This window comes from Alkalibacterium sp. AK22 (genome assembly GCF_000585255.1).
Lineage (GTDB): Bacteria > Bacillota > Bacilli > Lactobacillales > Carnobacteriaceae_A > Alkalibacterium.
Genome location: NZ_JANL01000036.1, coordinates 80,860 through 100,056, shown reverse-complemented (window position 1 = coordinate 100,056; position 19,197 = coordinate 80,860). Strand labels below are relative to the sequence as shown.

Below are 19,197 nucleotides of genomic sequence, written 5' to 3'. Positions count from 1 at the left end.
TACTCGGTTTAACTTTATTTTACTCCGGTTGAGACTTTTGTCCCAGCCCCTTTTTACATGCTTACAAACCGATAGTTGATGCATGAAGCAACGAAAAATACAGTATACCATAACGTTTGGCTGTAGAAACTGTTTTACAGGTTGTGCTGGACAACTGCTGATTGAAGTATAAATTTACAAGACTATATCGGGACGATGAAGCTGTTGGATGACAGATTTGACCAATTGATGACTGTTTTATTTTTTTGCTGAAACACAGGTGTTTTGTCGAAAATAATGGTTGCTCTTTATCTGTATCTTAAGTATCATGGATAGAGTGAAATCTTTTTTAATCAGAATCTCGTAACGAACAAACGAAGTGAAATGGTGAGAGGAGACAAACGATGGCTAGAGATATTGGCATCGATTTAGGAACAGCAAATGTACTTGTACATGTTAAAGGTAAGGGAATTGTATTAAATGAACCGTCCGTAGTGGCTCTGGATACCAAAACCAATGAGGTCCTGGCTGTTGGTGAAGATGCCTATATGATGGTCGGCCGGACACCAGGCAACATTAAGGCCATCCGTCCGCTTCAAGGTGGAGTTATTGCAGACTTCGACATTACTGAAGCAATGTTAACCTATTTTATCGATAAATTGAATGTTAAAGGATTTTTATCTAAACCGAATATTCTGATCTGTTGTCCTACCAACATTACAGCAATTGAACAGAAAGCCATTATCGAAGTGGCTGAAAAAAGCGGCGGCAAAAATGTTTATCTTGAAGAAGAACCTAAAGTTGCAGCGATTGGTGCTGGAATGGATATTTTCCAGCCAAGCGGAAATATGGTTATTGATATTGGAGGGGGAACAAGTGACATTGCAGTTCTCTCCATGGGTGGTATTGTTACGAGTGCATCCGTTAAGATTGCCGGTGATACACTTGATAACGACATCACTCAGTATGTCAAGAAAAAGCATAACCTGCTGATTGGTGAGCGAACGGCAGAAACAATCAAAAAAGAAATTGGCGTCATCTTTGACAATGGCCGCAATGATCAGATGGATGTAAGGGGCCGTGACATGGTCACTGGTCTGCCGAGAACGGTCACCATTACTTCTTTGGAAGTTATGGAAGCAACTAAGGAATCTATGGTCGTGGTGGTGGAACAAGCTAAATCTGTTTTGGAAAAGACACCTCCCGAGCTGTCAGCCGATATTATTGATCGTGGGATCATCCTTACAGGAGGCGGAGCAATGCTTGATGGAATTGAAATGCTCTTTGCCGAAGAACTTAAGGTTCCTGTATTCAAAGCGGAAGATCCATTGGATTCAGTAGCTATGGGGACTGGACTGTTGCTGGAAAACCTGAAAAAAAGTAAAAAGCTTTATTAAGGCTGGCTGACAACCGATAATTGGAATAGTGATAATTTGGGGTGCTCACTGATGACGTGGAAAACAATATTGAAAGATATTTCGTTTTATATTTTGAAAATTCTAGTCGTTCTTTTACTGATTGCGGTAGCGTTTATCGCAGGGGCAATGCTGGGATACAGTGTCATTGGTGGAGCAGGAGAACCAATGGATGTATTCAATCCGGAACTCTGGCAGCATATTCTGGACTTTATATTTTAAATTGAGAAAAAGACACTTATCCTCCGATAAGTGTCTTTTTTTCGTGAGTTTAGGGTTCGATGGGGAATATGTATAAGTAGGGAAAGGCAGACTTTCCACTACAAAAGCAAAAGCGAGGGGTTTATATGAATAGTGTCGACTTTATTGGCAGACTGACAAAAGATGTGGTACTGAAGGATTTGGGAGAGGGACGTTTTGTAACGAACAATACATTGGCAGTCAGACGCTCTTTCCGAAAAGATGGAACAGCGGAGGCAGATTTTATTCCATTTGTGGCATGGGGTAAGCGGGCCGAACTGCTTGAGGAATTCTGCTCTAAAGGAGATCTGATAGCCTTATCGGGAAAAATGCAGTCCCGTTCGTATAAAAGGGAAGCGGAGGAAACAAGATATGTCGTCGAGATGGTTGTGGAAGAACTGGAATTTCTGCAAAAGAAAGCACTAGAGAAATCGGGCTTTAAACAGAGTTGAACCAGATGGGCATCCCTGTGTCAATGGGCAGCAGGGCCCCGTACATAAAATAAGAGGCAGTCTGCTGCGGTACGAGCAGTCAGATATTTAAAATGGAGAAAAGCCTGCATTTATTCGTGATTATTTCATTGATTTACACAGAAAATTCAACTATAGTCGGTATACTATCATTAATATGAAAAGCGGAAAGAAGGATTATGATGCATATACTGATGATCGAAGATAATGAATCCGTTTGTGAAATGATTGAAATGTTTTTCCTGAAAGAAGAATGGCAGGCAACATTTGTTCATAATGGTCAGGAGGGATTGGATTTATATCAGAAAGATCCGGAACAGTTCGACTTGGTGGTTTTGGACATCATGCTTCCCGGCCTGGATGGCATTACGATATGTAAAGAGATACGTAAGGGGTCTGAGTCTGTTCCCATCATTATGCTGACAGCGAAAGATACAGAAAGTGATGAAGTGATCGGTCTAGAAGTTGGAGCGGATGATTATGTGACTAAGCCATTTAGTCCGCTAACGCTGATTGCCCGTATCAAATCACTGATCAGACGTGTGAAAATCAAGCAAGAAGGGTCAGATACAGCAGATTATGAAATTGAAACGGAACATCTTAAAATGGACCGGAATACCCGTGAAGTCATTCTTTACGACAAAGAATTGAAGAACCTGACGCCTAAAGAGTTTGATCTCCTCTATACTCTCTCTAATAGTCCAAGAAGGGTATTTTCCAGAGAGCAGCTGCTTCAACTCGTCTGGGATTATGAGTACTTTGGAGATGAGCGTACAGTGGATGCGCACATAAAGAAACTAAGGCAGAAATTATCTGAAAATGGTCCTCAGGTTATTCAAACTGTATGGGGAGTAGGTTACAAATTTGATGACACAGGATCGATCGATTAAAATGAAGCTGCCTTATTTTTATCAGCAGTTTTTAGGCTTTCTTGCTGTAATCATTGTTTTGATGAGTGTTTCGGTCTTATCGCTAGTACACTTCGGCAGAAACACAGCTGTCCGGAGTATCGAAGATCGGCTCTACCGTTATGCCGATTCAATTACTGAAATGGAACTGGAAAATAATGAGTTGGACGTGATTCAAAGGCTTCTGTATGAACAGGATGTCTCCTTCTTCATTTTTGATGAGGAAGGAACACTGACTTATCCGCTTTTACCTTCTGACGTACGGGCAAGGCTGGTTCCAGAGCATATTGAACGTCTGCAAGCAGGAGAACGGGTGGCCCTGACGACTAATCAGGAGGATATGCTCGGAAATCCAAGAGAAACAGCCCTGATTTATGCGCCTTTTTTTAATGAACAAGAAAATGAATTTCAAGGCTTTGTCACAGTAAGTGCACCGGTCAGCCATATCGATCAGCAGATGGAAGAGTTAAAAGCCAATCTTGCAAGTGCTTTTCTTATTTCTACCATACTGGCTGTGCTGATGAGCTTTGTTTTCGCTCGTTACCAGGTTGGTCGGGTAAACAGGCTGAGAAAGGCTGCCCACAAAGTAGCAGAGGGCGAGTACAGCATTCAGCTCGATCATAAGGAACGTGATGAAATAGACTATCTTTCCAGGGATTTCAATCGTATGGTGACAGCCTTAAGATATTCCCAGGAGGAAGTCAACCGCCAAGAAGAACGACGAAAAACATTTATGCAGGACGCTGCACATGAAATGCGTACACCGTTGACCACAATTAACGGCTTGCTTGAAGGCCTCGAGTATGACGTGATTCCGGAATCGCAGAGACTAAGAAGTATTAAACTTATGCGAAAGGAAACTAAGCGGCTGATACGGCTGGTCAATGAAAATCTGGATTATGAAAATATCCGATCTAATCGTATTGTTTTGAACAAGCATGACTTGCCGGTTTCAGAAATTCTTGTTGAAATACAGGATCAGATGCGCAGTATTGCTGAAGAGTCCGGAAATAAGCTAAGGGTTCATTCTATGGATGGCCTTTATGTATATGCTGACTATGACCGTTTTAAGCAGATTCTGGTCAACTTGATAAAAAATGCGATTCAGTTCACTAAAGATGGGCTTATCGAGGTTGATGGTGAAGAAAAAGCAGATGGCACGCAGATTATAGTCAGAGATAATGGCATTGGGATGAGCGCTGAACAAATAAAGAATATTTGGGATCGCTACTATAAAGCGGATGCTTCCCGGACGAACACTGCCTATGGAGAATCTGGCCTGGGACTGTCTATTGTCCATCAACTCGTTGAGCAGCATGGAGCACAGATTGAAGTGTTTAGTGAACTGGATAAGGGGACAACCTTCACTATCACCTTTCCTAAAAAGCCGGTTTAGTTTTAAAGGCTGTCTTAGCTTAAGGGTTGAAAAACAAGACAGATCAATAGAGAGGGGGCCGGTCAGAGACCGGTCCTTTTTGTATTCTGAATATAAGGGAAGATATGTGATATAATTGAATCGAGACATCTAAGACAAACAGAAAAAAGGGGTCAATTATGAAAAAGTTAGAAGTAAGAAAACTGGCTGCTGATCGTATCAGAAAAGGGTATCCGGCACTGGAGGACTATGATTTTCAGCGCAAGGGTGAAGCTGAGGAAGGTGATTTTGTAAAGCTAGTAGACAGCTCCCATACATTCGTCGGCCTGGGATATATCGGCACCGAAAAGAAAACAGCAGGATGGGTTCTGTCTCTGGACGAGACAGATCAACTGGATGCTAAATTTTTTGACCGACAGTTTCGCTTGGCTCGTCAGAAACGAACAGCTTTTTATGCTGATGATCAGACAACGGCTTTCCGTTTTTTCAATGGTGAAGGAGATGGAGTCGGCGGGCTGACGATTGATTACTATGAAGGATACTATGTCTTCACTTGGTACAGTGAAGGCATCTATAAGCATAAAGATCTTATCCTTCAAGCATTCAGAGTAGCGGTTCCCGATTTTAAAGGCATTTACGAAAAGCTCCGCTATCCCAATGCGCCGATTAAGACGCAGTTTGTTGAGGGGCTAGAGGCCTCCGAACCACTCGCGGTACTTGAGAATGGGATCCGATACAATGTATACCTGAATGAAGGGTGGATGACCGGTATTTTCCTGGATCAGCGGAATGTCAGACGCAAGATCATGGAAGAGTGGGGACTTGGACGAAAGGTACTGAATGCTTTCAGTTATACTGGTGCGTTTTCGGTTGCGGCAGCAATGGGCGGCGCATCGAAGACGGTCAATGTTGATGTAGCCAACCGCAGCAAAGAACGCACGAGAGAACAGTTTGAAGTCAATGGACTGGATCCTGAAGGTCATGAAATAAGAGTCATGGATGTATTTGACTACTTTGACTATGCGAAGAAGCATCAGCTACGTTTTGACTTGATTGTGCTCGATCCGCCAACCTTTGCGCGAACAAAAAAACGGACATTCAGTGTAGAAAAGGATTACACTGAACTTGTTAAGGATGCAATCCAGGTACTGTCCAAAGACGGTGTACTGATTACGTCGACTAATGCATGGACTGTAAGCAGAGATGACTTTTTTGATAAGGTCAATGAAGGCCTAGAGGAACTGGGAGTAGATGCTTATCTGATGGATGAACAGGGACTGCCGGAGGACTTTGCTGTCAGTGCTGAGTATCCTGAAGGTCACTATCTTAAAGTTTTCGTGCTCGAACGTACCAGTTGATTTCAACTTTATGATTAAAAGCCGGACCACTTCTATTATGGAAGTGGCCCGGCCTTTTTAAGATATGTGTAAAGCATGAAGATTACCAGTCCATCATGTAACCGGGACCTATAATCCTTTAAATATGTGATAAAATAAACTGAGTAGCTTAGAGAGGATGAAGACGTATGACGGCTTATATTAGGGTTAAGGATGAAGTGAAAAAATACAAATCAGGGGAAATGGAGGTGATTGCCAACGACAACATTACCTTTGATATTCAAAAACAGGAATTTGCAGTAATTGTTGGTCCCAGTGGGGCAGGAAAGACTACTGTGTTAAATATATTAGGCGGGATGGATGCGGCTGATGGAGGAGAAGTGGTTATTGATGGTGTAGATATTGTCGGTTTCAGTGAGAAGCAGCTGACTGAATACAGACGCAATGACGTCGGTTTTGTGTTTCAAAACTACAACCTGATTCCCAATCTGACAGCAAAAGAAAATGTTGAACTGGCAGCTGAAATTTCTCCGGATGCTCTGGATGCCGAGGAGATACTGGTAAGTGTAGGTCTGAAAGACCGTATGGATAACTTCCCGGCTCAGCTCTCAGGAGGAGAACAACAACGGGTGGCTATTGCCCGGGCTCTGGCTAAGCAGCCCAAGCTCCTCTTGTGTGACGAACCGACTGGAGCTTTAGATTATGAGACGGGAAAAAAAGTTCTGGATCTTCTAAGTCGTTCAAAAGATGAATTCGGAGCTACAGTTGTTGTAATCACACACAACCGGGCAATTGCTCCGATGGCTGATCGAGTGATAGACATCAACAATGCCAAAGTCAGAAAAGTTACAATCAACGAGCACCCACTCCCCGTGGAGCGAATCGAATGGTGACAGCAGTGAATAGAAAAGAGGACAGCTTATGAAATACCGGTCATTAATAAAAGATACATTCAGAGAAATCAGCCGGACCAAAACGCGCTTTATCTCAATTTTTGCGATCATTCTGATTGGCGTCGCTTTTTTTGCTGGCTTGAGTGCGACTGGACCGGTAATGGTCATGACGGCAGATGATTATTTTACGGATCTACAGCTGAGTGATGCGCATATTTTTTCTACTATGGGCCTTGAAGATGGAGATATAGATCTGCTGGAAACGATGGATCAGACAGAAGTCAAGGCTACTTACAGTCAAGATGTAATCTTTGCAGAAACAGCGCTATCTTCAAAAGTGTATGCATTGCATGGTGATGATCAGAGCATGGACCGCCCTGCTCTGGTGGAAGGAAGGTTGCCGGAGGCATCGGACGAAATTCTACTTGACCACACAACAGCTTATTTGGAAGAGTATACTATCGGGGACACTGTGATGATTGAAACCGGAACCCCAGATGCTTTTGAAGATGCTTTCCATTACACCGCATTTGAGGTTGTTGGGTTTATCAATCATCCCCGCTATATTGAACGGGGACAGAGGGGATCCACACAGGTCGGGACCGGAACGCTTAATGGTTTTTCCATGGTACCACAAGAGGCTTTTAATCTGGATGTCTATACGGATGCATTTTTATCTTTTGAGAATGCGCGCAATTTTGCTTCTTTTTCTCCTGAATACGAAGCGTATATTATGCAGCGTCTTGATGAAGCAGAAGGGCTGCTGGCAGATCGACCTTCTGAGCGCTTTGACGCATTGGTTACAGAAATCGATCTGGAGATTCAAGAGGGTTACGATGAAATTGAAGAAGCACGGCAAGCACTCCTGGATGCCGAAGAAGAGCTTGAACAGGCCAGAGCTGAGCTGGATACAGGTCAGGCGGAATATGAGACAGGCTTAATTGAGCTTGAAACACAGGAGAGAGACGCAAGGCAGCAGATTAATAGTCAGCGCTCAGAATTACTGGCAGCTCAAACTGAAGTTGAGGGAGCGATTGGGCAGTTGGAAGCTGCCGGGGCTGATGACCCTCAGGCTTCAGCTGAACTCAATGCTCAGCGGAATCAGATTCAGTCTGCGCTTAGTCAGCTTGAGACAGCCGAAGCTGAGCTGGATCAGGAGATAGCCGAAGGTCAACGTGCACTCGAAGCAGCGAGGGCGGAACTTGAGGAAGCGGAGACTGAGTATGAGCAGGGAAGAGCAGAATTTGAGCAGGAACAAGCGGAGGCTGAAGCCGAAATAGAAGCAGCGGAAGCCGATTTAACTGAAGCAGAACTGGATCTTGCTGATCTTGAAGAACCGGATTACTTTTTTGAAGACCGCACAGCTTTCCAAGGTTATGAGGAGTTTGAAGACAATGCAGAACGTATTGGAGCCATTGCACAAATATTTCCTGTCTTCTTCTTTCTATTGGCTGCACTGATTTCGCTGACTACGATGACACGTATGGTGGATGAAGAACGCAATCAGATTGGAACATTGAAGGCCCTGGGTTACGGCAACCTGGTCATTGCTATGAAATATTTTGTGTATGCCTTTTTAGCAACAGTATCGGGGGCTGTGACTGGGCTTTTTCTGGGATACTGGCTTTTTCCAAGGGTCGTTATGGATGCGTACAGTTCTTTGTATAATCTGCCTCAGGCTCAGACTCAGTTTTTCTGGAGCTATGCGATCATTTCACTGGTTGGGGCTTTGCTGGCAACGGGCTTGTCTACACTGATTTCTGTTCGCCTCTCTTTGAGAAGCAATCCTTCGATTTTACTTTTACCTAAAGCACCAAAGAAAGGGAAACGAATTTTTCTAGAGTACATGCCCTTCATCTGGAATCGGTTTACGTTTACTCAAAAGGTCGCATCAAGAAATTTGTTCCGTTACAAACGGCGCATGCTGATGACGTTGTTTGGTGTGGCAGGCGGGACAGCCTTACTTCTAACAGGTTATGGACTGTCAGATTCGATAGCAGATATAGGCGATATCCAGTTCGGTGAAATTAACCTTTACCAGGCCATTGTGTCAGAAAATCCTAATGCTAGCGAGGAACAGTTTGCCCGATATGAAGAAACCCTGCAGGAAACAGAAGGGCTTGAAGGGGAATTGCCAGTTCGACTGGAGAATGGGACAGCTACTGCGTCTGACTCTGACCAGGACATTAATGTAATGAGTCCTTCAGATGAGAGCAGGATTGGTGAGTTCGTTGCTTTAAGAAGTCTAAGTTATCCTGATGAGATTATCGAACTGCCTGCGGAAGGCGCGGTTATTACTGACAAACTGGCTGAACTGCTGGGAAGTGAGCAAGGTGATACGATTACAGTGGAAGTCAATGACCTGGATGCTTTTGAAGTCGAAGTCAGTGCTGTCGTCGAGCATTATGTGCAGCATTATGTATACCTTTCTCCCGAAGCTTTTGAAGCAGCGGTCGGGGAAAGTGCAGAACCGAACAGCCGCTTGCTGAGGTACGATACAGAGCTAGTGGATGAAGACCAGTTGGGTCAGGAACTCACAGGAGAAGAAGCTGTCCAAGGCGTTATTTTTGCGGCATCGATCCGATCTGCCTTTCAGGATTCCATGGACAGTCTGGATGTCGTGACTGTTGTCCTGATTTTTTCAGCGGCATCCTTAGCGTTTGTCGTCCTTTATAATCTGACGAACATCAATGTTTCAGAGCGGATCCGTGAACTGTCTACAATCAAAGTACTGGGCTTCTTTGACAGGGAAGTCACCTTATATGTATACCGTGAAAATTTTGTGCTGACGATCATGGGAATCCTAGCTGGCTTTTTACTCGGATATATCATGCACGGCTTTGTCTTGCAGACAGCAGAAATTGACATTATGCGGTTTGCCCGTCAAATCTCTATTTCCAGTTACATTTATGCCTTTCTGCTGATGTTCTTTTTTTCCAGCCTAGTGATGGTCGTTATGCATTTCAAGCTGAAGCGGGTAGATATGGTCGAAGCATTGAAAACTCAGGATTAAAAAGGGAGAAGATACGCATGCAAGGATTTAAGGAAGCAAAGAGCCTGCATGAAGTGCGGGAGCTGATTGATCAGGAAAAGCTTGTTTTGTGTTTTTTTTATGGAGAGCACTGCTCAGTGTGTCATGGTGTAATGCCACAGCTGAAGCCGGTGATTGACGGCTTCAGCAAATTGAAATCCATCCAGGCAGACGTAGAAAAAATGCCTGAATTTTCCGGAGCGTATACAGTGTTTACGGTGCCGGTGGTTTTATTGTTTTTTGAAGGAAAAGAAGTGCTTAGAATGGCACGCTTTATAGAAAAGGAAAAACTCAGACATCAAATCAATAAGATACTGGATGCAATGGATATGCAACAATAGGAAGACTGAACAAACCGAAAAAAAGAGTAGAGAAATCTCCTATCAATTAAAAGGCACCTAAATCCCTCTGACTGATATACTCCCCTTATAGTAGAAAGAGAAATAATAAAAATTCTCTGACACTATAAGGGGAGTTTTTGCCATGTCTAAAAGAATTATAGATCACGATATAAACGAGCGATATAAGGCAGTAATGAAGGTATTAGAGGAACGGGAGTCACTCAACTCTTTAACTAAGGCTTACGGTGTGACCAAAACGACATTAAAAAATTGGGTCCGAAAATATAATGCCGATGGTATTGAGGGATTAAAGGAATCGAAAGTAACGTTCCTTTTGCACATGTATGTCAAAAGGGCAAAAAAATACTCTTTGACAAAGAGTAACAGAAACCGTTAGGTGCGAACAGTTTGCAGCATACATTGTTCAATTTAGTTAAGGTCAGACTGCATCAGTAGTCAGCAGTAGGCCTATTGCTCATTTGCCATTCACAAGCCGCCCAGTCCATCAAGGCATTAACGTCCTTTGTCAGCTGTAGGCTTGTAAAGTCAGCTTTGCCCATGAGTGTTTCAGAGAGGCGGTCGATTTCATATGACAGGGCCGCTGACTGAGAACCGCAATGAACAGTTTCCACTTCACCACTTGGATAAGTAATTAGCGCACGGTCGGCTCTCGGATAGTTCATAATGGTAATATAGGCATCTTCACAAATGATGACTCCCTGCTTGGGCATTTTTGAACGAAAAGCAAGGGAGACCGTACTGATTTCGCCGGCATCATTCATGAATTGAAAGCAGCTGCTTTCGTCTACACCACTGGGATGCATGGATACGAGAGTCTGTCTGACCGAGGGTTGGCTACTCAAGAAGTACCTGATAAAGGACAAGGCGTAAACACCTATATCAAGCAGAGCTCCTCCACCCAGTTCCGGGTTGAAGAAGCGGTTGGCAGAATCGTCCGGTTTCAAGCTACCAAACAGGGCATGAACCATTTTTAAAGAACCAAATTCACCATTATCTATGCGCTCTTTCAGCTTGGCATATAGCGGCATATGGTAAATGGTCATGGCTTCAGCAACTAGCAGTTGCTTTTCATTAGCCAAAAGGAGTACTTCATCAAGCTCTTTTTTGTTCATAGTTATAGATTTCTCGCAGAAGACATGCTTTCCGGCCTCAAGAAGCATCAGTATATCTTTTTTGTGGTGGCTGTTGGGGGTAGCCAGGTAGACGATATCAATGTCCGGGTCATAAGCCAGTTCCTGATAGCTGCCATAGGCTTTAGGAATGTCATAGCGCTTGGAGAAATCGTACGCTTTCTGCATAGCTCGTGATCCGGCACCAACCAGTTCCGCTTTGTCTGTTTGAAAGGCTTGAGCAAACTCATGAGCAATAGTGCCTAGGCCAAGTATACCCCATCTTATTTTTTTCATAATTAGCTCCTCTTTTTTGTGACGGATTTTGCTTCCATTGTAACAAAAAACTCAAATGAAAGGGGATACGAACTGAACAGATTTACTATCGAGCCCCAGATACTTATGGTAAAATGTAAGAGCAGTTTTATCAAATGTAAGGGATACATTCTGATATCCATTCAATACAGCCTAAAGTCCTGAGTATTGCGGGAAAACGACTTAATAAAGGAGGAATAGGTGTGTCCAAAAACAAGAGAAATAAAAAGCGATATGCTAAAAGACAGAAAACCGGGCTGCCTTTCTTTCAAAAATTTATTCTGATCATGTTGACTTTTGTTGGAACACTGACTTTATTGGCTGGGTCAATTGATGGAGACATACCTATTTTGACATTAAACAGCAGCAGGCAAAGTGATAATGACCGGGAGGCCTTTATCGAGAAAGTAGCCAGTTACGCTGTTCCGCTTCAGGACAGTCACGGAATCTGGCCGAGTGTAACTATTGCCCAGGCTATCCTTGAGTCAAACTGGGGCGAAAGTGGCCTGGCAGTAAACGAAAGTAACTATTTTGGGATAAAAGGATCATCTTATCAGCCTTCATATTCCACACTGGAATATGAAGAGGGATGGGTAGAAATTCAGGCGTCCTTCAGGAGTTATGGCTCGATGGAAGAATCTGTAAAAGATTATGCCAATCTGATTGCTAATGGAACGCAGTGGAATGCTGATTTATACCAGCCCGTCATAGAAGCGGACAATTACCGGCAGGCAGCTAAAGCGCTACAAACCTCAGGGTATGCCACAGACCCTACTTATCCGGAGAAACTGATCGATCTCATTGAACGTTACGACCTGGACCGATTCGACGATTGAGGACAAAAGAAAAGAGGAATATTATGGAAAATAAACGCTATCCGCACGTGCGCACGCACTTGTTTAAAGATTACATCGCAGTACCTGAAGTCATTAGAAAGTCCAGTGGTATTTTGATCAATGGCAAACGCTTCAAGGCACTGCTATTTACAACAGATATTGCATTGATTATGAACAATGATGCGGATGCCATTATGGCAGTCTACCCGTTCACACCACATCCTGCAATTATTCAGGCTATCACTTCAGTCTCGACTATTCCGATTATGGCCGGCATTGCGGGAGGAACAACTCAGGGGGTTCGTTCGGCCAATATGGCCTTGTTTTCAGAGGCCCACGGCTGTAAGGCCGTAGTCATCAATGCGCCGACACCGATTGAAACAATTGAAATGATCAATGAAATGATTGATATACCAATCATTCTTACGGTAGTGTCTGAATACACGGATATAGAGGAAAAAATCAAGGCCGGAGTAGACATTATTAATGTCTCCGGTGCTTCAAAAACCAAAACAATCGTCAAGCAGATTCGTAAAAATCATCCGGACATGCCAATTATTGCTACCGGAGGACCAACAAACGAAAGTATTCTGGAAACAATTGAAGCAGGTGCCAATGCCATCACCTATACACCTCCTTCTAATGGAGAGTTGTTCAGCCGAAAAATGATGGATTACAGGGAAAGAGAAAAAGACCGCTTTGAAGAAGAGTAGGATAATTATTTAGGGAGTGGATGAAGTGAATGTACAGACGAGAGGGTCCAGAAAACCAAAGTCAACGAAGGGGTTGTGGATCACTTTGGCAGTTATCCTGCTAGTCGTGCTGTCCATCGGTGGCTGGTTGTTTTATTCACGATGGAGAGCAGATCAGCTGGCTCAGCAAAGACAGGAAGCGGTCGAGGAAACGGTTAACAGTATGCTTGCAGCCAAGTCGGATGCAGCCTTTGATTCCTACGTTTCGTACATGTCACCCGAAACCCTGGAAGAATTCGGCTACAGTCCGGATGAACTGGCAGAGCGGTATGAGATGATTTTTCAGGGAATCGGTGCAAATGACATCAGGGTGAACGACTATGCTGTCGAATTAGACGAGGAAACCGATAAGTACACTGTTCGCTATATGTTAAGCATGGAAACCGCTCTAGGCAGACTGGATTCTTTACAGTACGAGACAGCAGTCATAGAAACAGAAACAGAAGATACACAGCACGTCAGGCTGTCCTGGTCACCGTCACTCATTCTTCCAGATATGGAAGAAGGCGACAGTGTGCGTCTATCTTTCAATGAGCCGGAACGCGGATCAATCGTCGATCGATACGGAAATATGCTTGCTGGTGAAGGAGATGTCTTCCAAGCTGGACTCTATCCGGCTGCAATTGGGGAAGGCAGCGATCGGGAGAGTCGACTTGAAGCCATTGCTGAAGCATTCAATGTATCTGCTGACAGGCTGCAGAGTTTGCTTAGTCAGAGCTGGGTCACGGAGGAAAGCTTTGTGCCTTTTACAATCGTAGAAACAGGGAACACACCAGAGATTCAAGGGGTCAGATATCAGCAGTCCAGTGACCGGCTTTATCCACTTGACAGGGCTGCAGCTCATCTGATTGGCTACGTGGGCGAAGCCAATGCAGAAGATCTCGAACGAGATCCTTCTCTTGTAGCAGGACAAATTATAGGGAAAACCGGGCTGGAGGCTGTGTTCAACGACCAGTTAAGTGGCATCACCGGAGGACAGATTGCCATCGAAAACAGCGAAGGAGAGCTAAAAGCGGTCCTGATTGAAAATGAAACAGAAGACGGGCAGAAAGTGCGGCTGACTATCGACAGTGCGGTTCAGGAGGAATTATTCGAAAGTTTTGATGAAGAGCCGGGTTCAGGTGCCATAATGGATCCCGTATCCGGAGAACTTCTGGCACTGGTCAGCTCTCCCTCATATAGTCCTCAGGCTTTTGCTAGAGGCATCACGACTGAAGACTATACTGCCTATGTGGAAGATGAAAATACACCTTTCGTCAATCGCTACACCAGTCGTTATGCCCCGGGCTCTACCTTTAAAATTCTGACTTCATTGCTGCTGCTTGAAGAAGGAGAAATTACACCAGATCAGACAAATAGGATTGAAGGGTTGAGGTGGTCACCAGGAACAGATGGTTTTGGTAATCATCAGATTACCCGGGTAAGTGACAGCGTCACCGAAGTTGATCTCGCTGCGGCACTGATATACTCTGATAACATTTACTTTGCTATGGAAGCTTTGGAGATGGGGAACGAAGCCTTTATGGAAGCTTTAAACCAGCTTCCTTTCGGAGAAGACATGAACCTGCCTTTTGACATGAGACCGGCTCAGTTTGCTAATGACGGAACAATTGACCGTGAAACCCTGCTGGCCGATACAGCTTATGGACAGGGCGAAGTATTGATGAACAGCCTTCACCAGCTGGTGTTTTTTTCTCCGCTGCTCAATGAGGGCAGACTTACCCAGCCAAGTTTACTGCTGAGTGAGGAGACAGAAAGCACTGAATCACTTTTTTCAGAAACCACGGTCGATACGGTCAGGGATATGCTGGTGCAGAGCGTGACCGACCCAAACGGTACAGCAAGGGGACTTCAGGCGCTGAATTACAGGGCTGGAGCCAAAACGGGCACGGCAGAGATCGCTGGTGAAGAAGGAAATCAAACCAATGGCTTTCTTTATGTCTTTGATGATGAAGATCGCTCGTACTCTTTTATCGGCTTTTTAGAGGGACAGAGAAGTGGAGATGTGGTGGATCGTTTCACTCCTTTCCTGAATGATTTGAAGCCCATGCTGTCAGAGTAACAGCTGGTTTTATTTCTACTGTTGTCTGTGTTAATCTTATATGATATAGTAACTGTGTTTTTGACAGTCAAGGAAATTAAAAGGAGAAAGTTATGAACAGTGATCCTGAAAGTATACAGCCCTTGATTGGGCCCATTACAGTAATCATTTTACTGATCGCTATACACGGGGTGCTGGCAGCTGCCGAAATCGCCCTATTTTCGATCAACCCTAATCGTATGCTCGAGCGCTCGCTTGAGGGAACAAGAAAAGCGGACCGCGTGCTTAAACTGTTGGATCAGGCCGATGCAACGCTGACAACCATACAGGTCGGATTGACCTTGTCGGCTTTGCTGGTAAGTGGGATGACTTTTTATGTTCTATCGGCAATGTCTTCAAGCATCAATGAACCCTTTGCAATCAATCAGAGTCTCCTGATAGCTTTGGCAGCCCTGGTATTGACCGTGCTGCTCCTGCTTCTTGGAAATAAACTACCGCGGGCGATTGCGGCTCAGAATCCGGATCAGTCAGCTATGGCTCTCGCCGGCACGGTCCGTATCCTTAAGCTTTTAGCCTTACCCGTTGTCTGGTTTATTGAAGTCTGTCTAAAGGGGCTTAAGAAGCTAATTCCGATTGATTTCAACCTAAATGCTGATGCCATAACTAGGGACGAATTTCGATCTTTTCTCGAGCACAGTCATCAGAATGAAGTCATCGACGTGGATGAATTTTCAATGCTAAAAGGGGTTTTGTCCCTGGACAACAAGATTGCTCGTGAGGTCATGGTTCCCCGAACAGATGCTTTTATGCTTGATTATGATGATCCGAACGAGGAAAATATTCAGGAAATGCTTGAAACACCTCATTCGCGGGTACCACTTTACTTTGAAGACAAGGATAATATTTTAGGCATCGTACATGTTAAAAACCTGCTTCAGGCTTCCAAGTTTAAGCCGCTGTATTCAATCGATTTGAAAGCAATCAGCAATGAGCCGCTGTTTGTGCCTGAAACAATTTATATTGATGATCTGATTTTCCAAATGAAGAAAACACAGAATCAGATGGCGATTTTAAATGATGAATATGGCGGAGTCGTTGGCATTGTGACGCTAGAAGACTTACTGGAAGAAATTGTTGGAGAAATCGACGATGAATACGATGAATCCAACAAACTGATCGAGGATATAGACGAGACACACTATAGTGTCGAGGGGTCTACACCGCTGGACAAGTTCAATGAATTTTTCAAGACGGCTATCGATTCGGAAGATGTGGATACGATTGCTGGGTACTTTATTACTGAATACGGCAGCATTCCTAACGAGCAGGAAGGAGCTTATGTGACCGTCGATGACTGGAAACTCATGGTGAACAAAATGGATGGTTCGCGCATAAGCAGCCTGGTTATTGAAAAAATACCTGAACAAGCCGAAGAAGAAACAGAAACAGGCGAAGATGAAGACGAAGAGTAGCCACATAGGCTGCTTACTTGACAGGCTGAGACGATTATTGTCTCGGCCCTTATTCTTATTATGAAGAAAGGTTAGTGGACAAGAAGTGGATTTAAACTGGGGAATACTGATAGCTATATTTTTCATCAATGTGGTCTATGTGACCCTAAGTACGTTGAGGCTGATGCTGACAATGAAAGGTTATCAGTCTGTGGCTCCTTTTGTTGCGATGATTGAGATTGCCACGTATGTTGTAGGCTTGGGACTTGTTTTGGACAATCTGGACAATGTCTTTAATGTCATTGTCTATTCAGTCGGCTTTGGTGCCGGAATCTATACAGGCATGCTAATAGAAGACAAATTGGCTTTGGGTCACACACTGGTTACCACTATTTTACCTGAAAATGGCTGGGATGTGGCTGAAGAGTTGCGTGGGAAAGGTTATGGTGTCACGATTACGCAAGCTTACGGTCGTGAAGGCAATCGCTTTGTTCTGGAAATTTTGACAACGCGCTCCAATGAACGGGCTCTTTACCGGCTGATTCAGGAAATCGAGCCGCGGGCCTTCGTGGTATCTTATGAACCTAAATATATCAATGGTGGTTTCTGGACAAAGCGCCTAAAGTATAATAGACGGGCTGTAAAGGAAAATCCAAAGGCGAGTCCATTTGCTGAGGATTATTAACGAGAAAGAGTGAGGTGCTCAAACATGACTGCATGGATAAAACCGGGAAGTACAATCGGGATCATTGGCGGAGGCAGTACTGCCCGCCTGCTGGCTTTGGCCGCTAAAAAAATGGGGTATAGTGTCGGTGTTCTTGACCCACAGACGAACTGCTTGGCTAAAGCCGTGGCTGACTGGCATATCACATCTGACTTGTCAGATAAACAGGGGTTGATTGATCTTGCCATGAAAAGCGATCTTGTCATTTATGCATCGGACGCGGTGAATCATAATGAGATTAAACGAATCCGACGTACTGTTCCGGTCCCTCAAGGCGAAGAACTGCTGTCTATATCTCAGGACAGAATGCTTCAAAAAGCTTTTTTTGATTCACTAAGGCTGAATGTTGCTCCTTTTGCAACGATTGTGACAGTCAAAGATATTGAAGAAGCAGTCAAAGGCATCGGTTTTCCCTGTGTGTTGAAGGCCAATAATATGGATGAGCGATTCAAGAAGCACCTTGTGCTGCATGGCGAGGCAGACTTTGAGAAAGCCATCCCTTTATTAAAGCAAGGGACATGTGTACTGGAAGCCTGGATTCCCTCGGACAAGGAAGTGTGTCTGGGGCTTTTAAAAGATGTGCAGGGCAAAGTGCATACGTATCCGCTATCAGAAATGTATTACAACGAAGATGAACTCAGTCAGTCGATTGCCCCAGCAAGAATTGACAAGGAAATGCAGGCTGAAGTTGAACGAATTGGCAATGTAGTGGCTGCAAATCTGGATTTTGTCGGGATGATGGCAGTGGAATTCTTTACCACCGAGAGCGGAGCGCTCTATGTGAATGAAATTGTGGCGCACCCCCACCGTGCTTACAATTACACCTTTACTTTTCCCGGTCTGTCTCAGCATGAGGCGCACATTAAAGCTGTGACCGGCTGGCCGATTGAACTGAAGCTGAATCTTGAGAAATCCGTGGTCATGCGCCCTTTGAAAAGGTCTCAGGCTGAGGCGGTTTATGCACAGGTACAGGTCCGACCGGAGTGGGACTATGTTTTTTATGAAAACTATGGGCGTAAAAACACGGGAGAAATTGGTCATGTAACAATTCAGACAGACGACGTTCAAAGAACAATCAGAAATGTGAAGGAAATATTTGAATTAAGAGGATAAACGATGAGGCGAAGACGAAAAGTAGAAGAAAAAGCATACGAATATATTAAAGAGCAAATTATCCGTGAAGTCTGGCTAGAGGGTAAGCAACTGAAGGAAATGGAAATTTCCCGCGCTATAGAAGTCAGTCGGACACCAATCCGTAATGCCTTCATACGCTTGGAAGAGGACGGATTTGTTAAGATTGTGCCTAACAAGGGTGTATTTGTAGCGTCGACCATCATTGATTTGAAAGGTCTTAAAGACCGTTTGTACTATCTGGAAGCATTATTTCAGCATGTATTATATACGCTCGAGCTCAATGAGGTTGTGATCTGTCAGGAAGCGACCCAAAAGATTGTTTCTGAAATGAAAGAAACGGCGAGAGATCAGAGCAGCAGTGACTTTGAAAAAAAGGAAGAAACTTTCTGGCAAACTATTCTGGCTCATCACCAGAACAACTACATGAATGAGTCTATTCTGACTACTCTTCATGTTCTCTACTCAGCAAATACGGAAACCCGGCGTGTTTTTCGAGACAGTCGGCTAGCTAAACTCGACCATTATGAAAAAATCAGCCAGCTGATTGGTGAAAGTAACTATGTATATGCCCGCAGGGAAGTACGGATCCTACTCAATCAGCTGCTGATCAATCTGATACAGGGAACGGATTAAACAACATACACGGAAAAACTCTGTCAGTCCACATGAGGCCGACAGAGTTTTTTTCTGTCCGAAACACATGTGAACAGGACATGATGAATCTGGTAACTCTGTCAGGCAGTTGTGGAAAGATAAGGGCATTTTCTGTATAATGGTACAATGTATGAAGACTGGAAAGGATGTAATTAAAGGTGCTGCGAGACG

18 protein-coding genes are annotated in these 19,197 nt (G+C 44.2%); 17 read left to right on the top strand and 1 reads right to left on the bottom strand.

Annotated features, from left to right (window positions below):
• Positions 1-383: 383 nt before the first annotated feature.
• The 10 genes from mreB (at position 384) to ADIAL_RS11710 (ending at position 10,386) form a co-directional block, all read left to right on the top strand.
• Positions 384-1,376, top strand: coding sequence for a rod shape-determining protein MreB (gene mreB, locus ADIAL_RS07940; protein WP_034302270.1), 993 nt, complete (start codon positions 384-386; stop codon positions 1,374-1,376).
• Between the two features lie 51 nt (positions 1,377-1,427).
• Entirely contained in the window at positions 1,428-1,616 is a 189-nt protein-coding gene (locus tag ADIAL_RS07935; RefSeq protein ID WP_034302269.1) for a DNA-directed RNA polymerase subunit beta, read from the top strand.
• A 125-nt stretch (positions 1,617-1,741) separates the two neighbouring features.
• The gene (locus ADIAL_RS07930) at positions 1,742-2,086 is read left to right on the top strand and encodes a single-stranded DNA-binding protein (protein WP_034302268.1); all 345 of its coding nucleotides are present in this window, start codon (positions 1,742-1,744) and stop codon (positions 2,084-2,086) included.
• A 200-nt stretch (positions 2,087-2,286) separates the two neighbouring features.
• Positions 2,287-2,994, top strand: a complete 708-nt coding sequence (locus ADIAL_RS07925; protein WP_034302267.1) for a response regulator transcription factor — start codon at positions 2,287-2,289, stop codon at positions 2,992-2,994.
• The gene (locus ADIAL_RS07920) at positions 2,972-4,408 is read left to right on the top strand and encodes a sensor histidine kinase (RefSeq protein WP_231492125.1); all 1,437 of its coding nucleotides are present in this window, start codon (positions 2,972-2,974) and stop codon (positions 4,406-4,408) included. Before ADIAL_RS07925 ends, ADIAL_RS07920 begins: the two co-directional genes overlap by 23 nt.
• Positions 4,409-4,566: 158 nt before the next feature.
• Entirely contained in the window at positions 4,567-5,745 is a 1,179-nt protein-coding gene (locus tag ADIAL_RS07915) for a class I SAM-dependent rRNA methyltransferase (RefSeq protein ID WP_034302263.1), read from the top strand.
• 167 nt (positions 5,746-5,912) lie between these two features.
• Positions 5,913-6,617, top strand: coding sequence for an ABC transporter ATP-binding protein (locus tag ADIAL_RS07910; protein ID WP_034302261.1), 705 nt, complete (start codon positions 5,913-5,915; stop codon positions 6,615-6,617).
• A 28-nt stretch (positions 6,618-6,645) separates the two neighbouring features.
• On the top strand, positions 6,646-9,630 hold the full coding sequence (locus ADIAL_RS07905; RefSeq protein ID WP_034302258.1) for an ABC transporter permease: 2,985 nt from the start codon (positions 6,646-6,648) through the stop codon (positions 9,628-9,630).
• A 17-nt stretch (positions 9,631-9,647) separates the two neighbouring features.
• Positions 9,648-9,989 (top strand): thioredoxin family protein, encoded by a 342-nt coding sequence (locus tag ADIAL_RS07900; protein ID WP_034302256.1) that lies wholly within the window; start codon positions 9,648-9,650, stop codon positions 9,987-9,989.
• Positions 9,990-10,131: 142 nt separating this feature from the next.
• A complete protein-coding gene (locus tag ADIAL_RS11710) occupies positions 10,132-10,386 on the top strand; it encodes a helix-turn-helix domain-containing protein (protein WP_051503818.1) in 255 nt (84 codons plus the stop codon).
• Positions 10,387-10,438: 52 nt separating this feature from the next.
• Here ADIAL_RS11710 and ADIAL_RS07890 read toward each other — a convergent pair whose 3' ends face one another.
• Positions 10,439-11,416, bottom strand: coding sequence for a Gfo/Idh/MocA family protein (locus ADIAL_RS07890; protein WP_051503817.1), 978 nt, complete (start codon positions 11,414-11,416; stop codon positions 10,439-10,441).
• 221 nt (positions 11,417-11,637) lie between these two features.
• Here ADIAL_RS07890 and ADIAL_RS07885 point away from each other — a divergent pair, with 221 nt between their 5' ends.
• From ADIAL_RS07885 to ADIAL_RS07855, 7 genes are all read left to right on the top strand, one after another.
• Positions 11,638-12,270 (top strand): glycoside hydrolase family 73 protein, encoded by a 633-nt coding sequence (locus tag ADIAL_RS07885; protein WP_034302254.1) that lies wholly within the window; start codon positions 11,638-11,640, stop codon positions 12,268-12,270.
• Positions 12,271-12,293: 23 nt separating this feature from the next.
• Positions 12,294-12,983, top strand: a complete 690-nt coding sequence (locus ADIAL_RS07880) for a hydrolase (RefSeq protein ID WP_155849205.1) — start codon at positions 12,294-12,296, stop codon at positions 12,981-12,983.
• A 25-nt stretch (positions 12,984-13,008) separates the two neighbouring features.
• A complete protein-coding gene (gene pbp4 / locus ADIAL_RS07875; RefSeq protein WP_034302251.1) occupies positions 13,009-15,084 on the top strand; it encodes a penicillin-binding protein PBP4(5) in 2,076 nt (691 codons plus the stop codon).
• A gap of 92 nt (positions 15,085-15,176) precedes the next feature.
• Positions 15,177-16,535 carry a hemolysin family protein gene (locus tag ADIAL_RS07870; RefSeq protein ID WP_034302248.1) on the top strand — a complete coding sequence of 453 codons (1,359 nt, stop codon included), beginning with the start codon at positions 15,177-15,179 and terminating at the stop codon, positions 16,533-16,535.
• 85 nt (positions 16,536-16,620) lie between these two features.
• A complete protein-coding gene (locus ADIAL_RS07865; protein ID WP_034302245.1) occupies positions 16,621-17,199 on the top strand; it encodes a DUF2179 domain-containing protein in 579 nt (192 codons plus the stop codon).
• 24 nt (positions 17,200-17,223) lie between these two features.
• Positions 17,224-18,351 carry an ATP-grasp domain-containing protein gene (locus ADIAL_RS07860; RefSeq protein WP_034302242.1) on the top strand — a complete coding sequence of 376 codons (1,128 nt, stop codon included), beginning with the start codon at positions 17,224-17,226 and terminating at the stop codon, positions 18,349-18,351.
• Positions 18,352-18,354: 3 nt separating this feature from the next.
• Positions 18,355-19,005 carry a GntR family transcriptional regulator gene (locus ADIAL_RS07855; RefSeq protein WP_034302239.1) on the top strand — a complete coding sequence of 217 codons (651 nt, stop codon included), beginning with the start codon at positions 18,355-18,357 and terminating at the stop codon, positions 19,003-19,005.
• Positions 19,006-19,197 lie beyond the last annotated feature (192 nt).

What these genes read in the sequence shown, in the direction of transcription:
- ADIAL_RS07905 (WP_034302258.1), top strand. Translation starts at nt 6,646, where the DNA reads ATGAAATACCGGTCATTAATAAAAGATACATTCAGAGAAATCAGCCGG.
- ADIAL_RS07925 (WP_034302267.1), top strand. Translation starts at nt 2,287, where the DNA reads ATGCATATACTGATGATCGAAGATAATGAATCCGTTTGTGAAATGATT.
- ADIAL_RS07935 (WP_034302269.1), top strand. Translation starts at nt 1,428, where the DNA reads ATGACGTGGAAAACAATATTGAAAGATATTTCGTTTTATATTTTGAAA.
- mreB (WP_034302270.1), top strand. Translation starts at nt 384, where the DNA reads ATGGCTAGAGATATTGGCATCGATTTAGGAACAGCAAATGTACTTGTA.
- ADIAL_RS07915 (WP_034302263.1), top strand. Translation starts at nt 4,567, where the DNA reads ATGAAAAAGTTAGAAGTAAGAAAACTGGCTGCTGATCGTATCAGAAAA.
- ADIAL_RS07900 (WP_034302256.1), top strand. Translation starts at nt 9,648, where the DNA reads ATGCAAGGATTTAAGGAAGCAAAGAGCCTGCATGAAGTGCGGGAGCTG.
- ADIAL_RS07880 (WP_155849205.1), top strand. Translation starts at nt 12,294, where the DNA reads ATGGAAAATAAACGCTATCCGCACGTGCGCACGCACTTGTTTAAAGAT.
- ADIAL_RS07930 (WP_034302268.1), top strand. Translation starts at nt 1,742, where the DNA reads ATGAATAGTGTCGACTTTATTGGCAGACTGACAAAAGATGTGGTACTG.
- ADIAL_RS07860 (WP_034302242.1), top strand. Translation starts at nt 17,224, where the DNA reads ATGACTGCATGGATAAAACCGGGAAGTACAATCGGGATCATTGGCGGA.
- ADIAL_RS11710 (WP_051503818.1), top strand. Translation starts at nt 10,132, where the DNA reads ATGTCTAAAAGAATTATAGATCACGATATAAACGAGCGATATAAGGCA.
- ADIAL_RS07910 (WP_034302261.1), top strand. Translation starts at nt 5,913, where the DNA reads ATGACGGCTTATATTAGGGTTAAGGATGAAGTGAAAAAATACAAATCA.
- ADIAL_RS07855 (WP_034302239.1), top strand. Translation starts at nt 18,355, where the DNA reads ATGAGGCGAAGACGAAAAGTAGAAGAAAAAGCATACGAATATATTAAA.
- ADIAL_RS07920 (WP_231492125.1), top strand. Translation starts at nt 2,972, where the DNA reads ATGACACAGGATCGATCGATTAAAATGAAGCTGCCTTATTTTTATCAG.
- ADIAL_RS07870 (WP_034302248.1), top strand. Translation starts at nt 15,177, where the DNA reads ATGAACAGTGATCCTGAAAGTATACAGCCCTTGATTGGGCCCATTACA.
- ADIAL_RS07890 (WP_051503817.1), bottom strand. Translation starts at nt 11,416, where the DNA reads ATGAAAAAAATAAGATGGGGTATACTTGGCCTAGGCACTATTGCTCAT.